We start from the raw sequence: 6,784 nt of genomic DNA, 5'->3' as shown, positions 1-6,784 counted from the left end.
CACGTCATCGCTGAACTGGTAGCCGGCACCAAGCCGTCCGCCAAGGACGCACTGGCTTCGCTGCGCTCCGTTACTGAGCGCAAGAACCTGCTCGTCGTTATCGAGCGCGCCAACGATGTTGCTGCACTTTCCGTGCGCAACCTCCAGGATGTTCACGTTCTGTACGCAGACCAGCTGAACACCTACGACGTGCTTGTCTCCGACGACGTGGTCTTCACCAAGGCTGCTTTCGAGGCGTTCGTCGCTGACAAGGCAAAGAACGAGGAGGCCTCCAAGTGAGCGTAACCACCATCAAGGACCCGCGCGACGTCGTGCTTGCACCCGTCGTTTCGGAAAAGAGCTACGGTCTGATCGACGAAGGCAAGTACACCTTCCTGGTGGACCCTCGCTCGAACAAGACCGAGATCAAATTGGCCGTCGAGAAGATCTTCTCGGTCAAGGTTGACTCGATCAACACCATCAACCGTGCCGGTAAGCGCAAGCGCACCAAATTCGGCTGGGGACAGCGCAAGAGCACCAAGCGTGCAATTGTCACCCTCAAAGAAGGCACAATCGACATCTTCGGCGGTCCGCTCGCGTAGCGGAGACCACTTTAACGAGGAAATAAATTATGGGAATCCGTAAATACAAGCCGACTACCCCGGGCCGTCGTGGCTCGAGCGTAGCCGACTTTGCTGAAATCACGCGATCGACTCCGGAAAAGTCGTTGCTGCGTCCGCTGCACAAAACTGGCGGTCGTAACAACTCCGGTAAGATCACCACCCGTCACAAGGGTGGTGGGCACAAGCGCCAGTACCGTCTGATCGACTTCCGTCGTCACGACAAGGACGGCATCAACGCCCGCGTTGCCGAAATCGAGTACGACCCGAACCGCACGGCTCGCATCGCACTCCTGCACTACGTTGATGGCACCAAGCGTTACATCATCGCCCCTAACAAGCTGTCCCAGGGTGACTTCGTCGAGGCTGGTCCCGACGCTGACATCAAGCCGGGCAACAACCTGCCGCTGCGCAACATCCCGGTTGGTACCGTAATCCACGCAGTTGAACTGCGTCCGGGTGGCGGCGCCAAGATGGCACGTTCCGCAGGTGCTTCGGTACAGCTCGTTGCCAAGGAAGGCCGTTTCGCCCAGCTGCGTCTGCCCTCCGGTGAAATCCGCAACGTTGACGTGCGCTGCCGCGCAACCGTCGGCGAGGTCGGCAACGCCGAGCAGTCGAACATCAACTGGGGCAAGGCCGGCCGCATGCGCTGGAAGGGCGTTCGCCCGACCGTCCGTGGTGTAGCCATGAACCCGGTTGACCACCCGCACGGTGGTGGTGAAGGTAAGACTTCCGGTGGACGTCACCCGGTTAACCCGAACGGCAAGCCCGAGGGCCGTACCCGCCGTCCGAACAAAGAGAGCGACAAGCTTATTGTTCGTCGCCGCCGTACTGGCAAGAACAAGCGATAGGAGCCTGGACACATGCCACGCAGCCTGAAAAAAGGTCCTTTCGTTGACCAGCACCTCTTTGTGAAGGTCGCACGGGAAAACGATAAGGGCACCAAGAACGTCATCAAGACCTGGTCCCGCCGTTCGATGATCATCCCCGACATGCTCGGGCACACGATCGCCGTACACGACGGACGCAAGCACATCCCGGTGTTTGTCACAGAGTCGATGGTCGGGCACAAGCTCGGCGAATTCGCTCCCACGCGGACATTCCGCGGCCATGTTAAGGACGACCGTAAGGGCAAGCGCCGCTAGGCGCCTGACTTTACGTCTTAGACGAGAGAAGGAAAGCAATGGAAGCCAAGGCTATTGCGCGTCACATCCGCGTAACGCCTATGAAGGCCCGGCGCGTCGTCAACCTTGTTCGTGGTAAGCAAGCGAATGAGGCTCTGGCAATTCTGAAGTTTGCCCCCCAGGCAGCTTCGGAGCCGGTATTCAAGGTACTTCAGTCGGCAATGGCCAACGCACGTGTCCTCGCGGACCGTGACGGCGTTGCATTCGACGACAGCGACCTCTTCATCACCGAAGCATTTGTTGATGAAGGCCCGACCATGAAGCGGTTCCAGCCGCGTGCCCAGGGCCGCGCCTACCGCATTAGGAAGCGGACCAGCCACATCACGCTGGTTGTCGCAACCCCGGAGAAAGAGGAGGCTCGCTAAGTGGGACAGAAAGTAAACCCGCACGGGTTCCGACTCGGCATCACCACCGACCACGTTTCGCACTGGTTCGCTGACAGCACCAAGCCCGGACAGCGCTACAAGGACTTCGTCCGCGAGGACATCAAGATCCGTCAGCTCATGTCCACCGGCATGGAGCGCGCCGGCATCGCCAAGGTCGAGATCGAGCGCACCCGCGACCGTGTCCGCGTGGATATCCACACGGCACGCCCGGGTATCGTTATCGGCCGCCGCGGCGCAGAAGCAGACCGCATCCGCGGCGAGCTCGAAAAGCTCACCGGCAAGCAGGTTCAGCTGAACATCCTCGAGGTCAAGAACCCCGAGATGGAAGCACAGCTTGTTGCCCAGGGCATCGCTGAGCAGCTGACTTCCCGCGTGGCTTTCCGCCGTGCGATGAAGAAGGCAATGCAGTCCGCACAGCGTGCGGGTGCCAAGGGCATCCGTGTTGCTTGCTCGGGCCGTCTGGGTGGCGCAGAAATGTCCCGCTCGGAGTTCTACCGCGAAGGCCGTGTGCCCCTGCACACCCTCCGCGCGAACATCGACTACGGCTTCTACGAAGCCAAGACCACCTTCGGCCGCATCGGTGTGAAGGTTTGGATCTACAAGGGTGACGTAACTGCCAAGGAACTGGCTCAGCAGGCAGCTGCTGCTCCGTCCCGTGGCCGTGCAGGAGACCGTCCGGGCCGCCCGGGTGGCGACCGCCGTCGTCGTAACGACCGTCCGGCAGCTGAGGCAGCACCTGCTGCCGTTGAAGCACCGGCCGCTGAAGCTGCTGCTCCGGCAGCAGAAGGAGGACAGGCTTAAATGCTTATCCCACGTCGAGTCAAGCACCGTAAGCAGCACCACCCGGGTCGTTCCGGCGCTGCTACGGGCGGCACCAAGGTCAGCTTCGGTGAGTACGGTATCCAGGCTCTTAGCCCGGCATACGTAACCAACCGTCAGATCGAGTCCGCTCGTATCGCGATGACCCGCCACATCAAGCGTGGCGGCAAGGTCTGGATCAACATCTACCCGGACCGTCCGCTGACGAAGAAGCCTGCCGAAACCCGTATGGGTTCCGGTAAGGGTTCTCCGGAATGGTGGGTCGCAAACGTCAAGCCGGGCCGGGTTCTCTTCGAACTCTCCGGTGTCAATGAAGAGGTAGCTCGCGAGGCCCTGCGCCTGGCAATCCACAAGCTCCCGTTGAAGGCACGCATTGTGCGTCGCGAAGGTGGTGAATAGAAATGGCAGTAGGGTCGAAGGATCTCGCACCCGCACAGCTGGACGGTTTCGACAACGAGCGTCTCGTTGAAGAACTCCGCAAGTCCAAGGAAGAGCTGTTCAACCTGCGTTTCCAGTCCGCCACCGGACAGCTGGAGAACCACGGTCGCCTGCGCGCGGTAAAGAAGGACATCGCACGCATCTACACCGTTCTCCGTGAGCGCGAGCTGGGCATTCGTGCTGAGGTTGCCGCACCGGTTGTGGAAGCCAAGGAAGAAAAGAAGTCCAAGAAGGCTGCCAAGGCTGAAAAGGCCGAGGTTGAAGCTGGAGAGGACGCCAAGTGAGCGAGAAGGAAACTGTGACGGAAGCAGCAGCCAGCGCTGAACAGCGCGGTTACCGTAAGACGCGTCGCGGCTACGTTGTCTCTGACAAGATGGAAAAGACCATCGTTGTTCAGGTTGAAGACCGCGTGAAGCACGCTCTGTACGGCAAGGTTATTCGCCGCACCTCGAAGATCAAGGCTCACGACGAAGAGAACACCGCCGGCATCGGCGACCTCGTTCTCATCTCTGAGACCCGCCCGCTGTCTGCTACCAAGCGGTGGCGTCTGGTGGAGATCCTCGAAAAGGCCAAGTAAATCCAACGCCAGGCTTGCCTGGCAGTGATTCACTGGAAAGGTCCGTGTTCCTTTGGGAATGCGGGCCTTTCCGCTTGTCCGGACGTTTCGGCTTCGGGCTGAAAACGTGCTAGGATATTGAGTTTGTATGGCGCCACTTGTGCGTCATCAACTACCTCGTAAACAATCGTGCCGCTGCATACTGCCCCGCGCAGAGTTTTCTGCAAGGGAAGCTGATGCTTGTGGCACGGGCGTTTAGGCCTGTACTGGCAAAATCCAGGCAGGTCAAGAGACACCCCGATCAACCGTTCCGCAAGGCTCATTCCGTATGCATGATTTCGGTCTGAGAACCGGCGCGACGCAAGGAGTAAAAATTGATTCAGCAGGAGTCGCGACTCAAGGTCGCCGACAACACGGGTGCTAAGGAAATCCTTACCATTCGCGTTCTCGGTGGATCCGGTCGTCGCTACGCAGGCATTGGCGACGTGATCGTCGCTACCGTCAAGGACGCTATCCCTGGCGGAAACGTAAAGAAGGGTGACGTCGTCAAGGCTGTCATCGTTCGTACCAAGAAGGAACGCCGCCGTGCGGATGGTTCCTACATCAAGTTTGACGAAAACGCAGCTGTGATCCTGAAGAACGACGGTGACCCCCGCGGTACCCGTATCTTCGGCCCGGTTGGTCGTGAACTTCGCGACAAGAAGTTCATGAAGATCGTTTCGCTGGCCCCGGAGGTGCTTTAGTCCATGGCTAAGATCAAGAAGGGTGACCTCGTTCAGGTCATCACCGGCGCCAAGCAGGAACGCGGCGGAGACCGCGGCAAGCAGGGCAAGGTTCTGCGCGTATTCCCGGACACCAACCGCGTGCTGGTAGAGGGAATCAACCGCGTCACCAAGCACACCAAGGTCGGTCAGTCGCAGCGCGGCACCAAGACCGGTGGCATCGAGGTTGTTGAAGCCCCGATCCACGTTTCCAACGTTGCTCTGGTTGACCCGTCGACCAAGAAGCCGACCCGTGTTGGTTTCCGTCTCGACACCGTTGAGAAGGATGGCGCTACCAAGACCGTCCGTATCCGCGTGTCCAAGGCCACCGGGAAGGACATCTAATGACTGAGACTCTCGAGACTCCAGTGAAGATCGTTCCGCGTCTGAAGACCAAGTATGCAGAGACCATCAAGAAGTCCCTGCAGGAGGAATTCAGCTACGCGAACGTCAACCAGGTTCCCCGCCTGGTCAAGGTTGTTGTGAACATGGGTGTTGGAGATGCCGCCAAGGACTCCAAGCTGATCGACGGCGCTGTCCGCGACCTCACCCTGATCACCGGCCAGAAGCCGCAGGTAACCAAGGCCCGCAAGTCGATCGCACAGTTCAAGCTGCGCGAAGGCATGCCGATCGGTGCACACGCAACTCTGCGTGGAGACCGTATGTGGGAATTCGTGGATCGTCTGGTTTCGCTGGCTCTGCCGCGTATCCGTGACTTCCGCGGCCTCAACGGCAAGCAGTTCGATGGCAACGGCAACTACACCTTCGGTCTGACCGAGCAGGTTATGTTCCACGAGATCGACCAGGACTCCATCGACCGCGTACGCGGTATGGACATCACGGTCGTCACCACCGCCAAGACCGATGACGAAGGCCGCGCGCTGCTCAAGGCGCTTGGTTTCCCGTTCAAGACCGAAAACTAACTACGTGACAGGTCCGACTACGCAGGCTCTTGAGAGCCGGCGCAGCGGAAACCGGTACGAGGAAGGGCTATAGCCCAAATGACTATGACAGATCCTGTCGCAGACATGCTCACGCGTCTGCGCAATGCAAACTCGGCATACCACGACACCGTGTCCATGCCGTACAGCAAACTGAAGGCACGCGTTGCTGACATCCTGAAGGCAGAAGGCTACATTGCCGGCTGGAAGGAAGAAGACGCCGAGGTTGGCAAGAAGCTGACCATCGACCTGAAGTTCGGTCCGAACCGCGAGCGTTCCATCGCTGGCGTCCGCCGCATCTCCAAGCCGGGTCTCCGCGTTTACGCGAAGTCCACCAACCTGCCGCACGTGCTGGGTGGCCTGGGTATCGCAATCCTGTCCACCTCTTCCGGCCTCCTGACTGACAAGCAGGCCGGTAAGAAGGGCGTGGGCGGCGAAGTCCTCGCGTACGTCTGGTAACGGGAAAGGAAGAGAATAATGTCACGTATTGGACGTCTCCCCATCACCGTTCCTGCCGGAGTTGAGGTCAAGCTCGATGGCTCCGTCATCAGCGTCAAAGGTGCCAAAGGCGAGCTGAGCCACACTGTGGCCAGCCCGATCGAGGTTACCCAGGAAGAGAACACCCTGACGGTCACCCGCCCGAACGACGAGCGCAACTCGCGTTCGCTGCACGGCCTGACCCGCACCCTGATCGCCAACATGATCCAGGGCGTTACCGAGGGCTACGAGAAGAAGCTTGAAATCGTTGGTACTGGTTACCGCGTTCAGGCCAAGGGTTCTGACCTGGAGTTCGCTCTGGGCTACAGCCACCCGGTTAACGTCTCTGCACCCGAAGGCATCACCTTCGTAGTAGAGGGTCCGACCAAGCTCTCTGTTTCGGGTATCAACAAGCAGCAGGTCGGCGAGGTTGCTGCCAACATTCGCAAGCTGCGCAAGCCTGACCCCTACAAGGGCAAGGGTGTCCGTTACGCCGGCGAAGTCATCCGCCGCAAGGTCGGAAAGGCTGGTAAGTAAACCATGGCCATCGCAATTAACAAGAAGCGTTCGAACAAGAGCAAGTCTGCTGCACGCAGCCGTCGCCAGCTTCGTATCCGCAAGCG

14 protein-coding genes and 1 pseudogene are annotated in these 6,784 nt (G+C 59.5%); all 15 read left to right on the top strand.

Going from position 1 to position 6,784, the window contains the following annotated elements; genetic code table 11:
* Window positions 1–279, top strand: a 279-nt coding sequence (gene rplD / locus HP499_RS18620; protein ID WP_172325661.1) for a 50S ribosomal protein L4, incomplete at its 5' end; no start/stop codon positions are given.
* Window positions 276–581: a 50S ribosomal protein L23 gene (gene rplW, locus HP499_RS18615; RefSeq protein WP_011775593.1), complete on the top strand. Its 306-nt coding sequence runs from the start codon at window positions 276–278 to the stop codon at window positions 579–581. The genes rplD and rplW, both read left to right, overlap by 4 nt.
* 29 nt (window positions 582–610) lie before the next feature.
* Window positions 611–1,450, top strand: a complete 840-nt coding sequence (rplB, locus tag HP499_RS18610; protein WP_011775592.1) for a 50S ribosomal protein L2 — start codon at window positions 611–613, stop codon at window positions 1,448–1,450.
* A gap of 12 nt (window positions 1,451–1,462) precedes the next feature.
* A complete protein-coding gene (rpsS, locus tag HP499_RS18605) occupies window positions 1,463–1,744 on the top strand; it encodes a 30S ribosomal protein S19 (RefSeq protein ID WP_011775591.1) in 282 nt (93 codons plus the stop codon).
* 38 nt (window positions 1,745–1,782) lie between these two features.
* Entirely contained in the window at window positions 1,783–2,148 is a 366-nt protein-coding gene (gene rplV / locus HP499_RS18600; RefSeq protein WP_011775590.1) for a 50S ribosomal protein L22, read from the top strand.
* Complete coding sequence (gene rpsC, locus HP499_RS18595; RefSeq protein WP_011775589.1) at window positions 2,149–2,970, top strand: 30S ribosomal protein S3; 822 nt, start codon at window positions 2,149–2,151, stop codon at window positions 2,968–2,970.
* Window positions 2,971–3,387: a 50S ribosomal protein L16 gene (rplP, locus tag HP499_RS18590; RefSeq protein ID WP_003803795.1), complete on the top strand. Its 417-nt coding sequence runs from the start codon at window positions 2,971–2,973 to the stop codon at window positions 3,385–3,387.
* 2 nt (window positions 3,388–3,389) lie between these two features.
* Window positions 3,390–3,710 carry a 50S ribosomal protein L29 gene (gene rpmC, locus HP499_RS25265; RefSeq protein ID WP_014922387.1) on the top strand — a complete coding sequence of 107 codons (321 nt, stop codon included), beginning with the start codon at window positions 3,390–3,392 and terminating at the stop codon, window positions 3,708–3,710.
* Entirely contained in the window at window positions 3,707–4,003 is a 297-nt protein-coding gene (gene rpsQ, locus HP499_RS18580) for a 30S ribosomal protein S17 (protein WP_011775587.1), read from the top strand. Before rpmC ends, rpsQ begins: the two co-directional genes overlap by 4 nt.
* Window positions 4,004–4,356: 353 nt before the next feature.
* Window positions 4,357–4,725 (top strand): 50S ribosomal protein L14, encoded by a 369-nt coding sequence (gene rplN / locus HP499_RS18575; RefSeq protein ID WP_003803789.1) that lies wholly within the window; start codon window positions 4,357–4,359, stop codon window positions 4,723–4,725.
* 3 nt (window positions 4,726–4,728) lie between these two features.
* Window positions 4,729–5,088: a 50S ribosomal protein L24 gene (gene rplX, locus HP499_RS18570; RefSeq protein ID WP_062073171.1), complete on the top strand. Its 360-nt coding sequence runs from the start codon at window positions 4,729–4,731 to the stop codon at window positions 5,086–5,088.
* Window positions 5,088–5,666, top strand: coding sequence for a 50S ribosomal protein L5 (gene rplE / locus HP499_RS18565; RefSeq protein WP_026546299.1), 579 nt, complete (start codon window positions 5,088–5,090; stop codon window positions 5,664–5,666). Before rplX ends, rplE begins: the two co-directional genes overlap by 1 nt.
* A gap of 78 nt (window positions 5,667–5,744) precedes the next feature.
* Window positions 5,745–6,143, top strand: coding sequence for a 30S ribosomal protein S8 (gene rpsH, locus HP499_RS18560; protein WP_011775584.1), 399 nt, complete (start codon window positions 5,745–5,747; stop codon window positions 6,141–6,143).
* An 18-nt stretch (window positions 6,144–6,161) separates the two neighbouring features.
* On the top strand, window positions 6,162–6,698 hold the full coding sequence (rplF, locus tag HP499_RS18555; protein WP_026539812.1) for a 50S ribosomal protein L6: 537 nt from the start codon (window positions 6,162–6,164) through the stop codon (window positions 6,696–6,698).
* 3 nt (window positions 6,699–6,701) lie between these two features.
* A pseudogene (locus tag HP499_RS25505) lies at window positions 6,702–6,784 on the top strand (50S ribosomal protein L18); the annotation flags it as partial.

This window comes from Paenarthrobacter sp. CM16 (assembly GCF_013179505.1).
In the GTDB taxonomy this organism is placed as follows: domain Bacteria; phylum Actinomycetota; class Actinomycetes; order Actinomycetales; family Micrococcaceae; genus Arthrobacter.
Note: the sequence above shows the minus strand (reverse complement) of the source record. Positions and strands in the feature narration are given on the sequence as shown.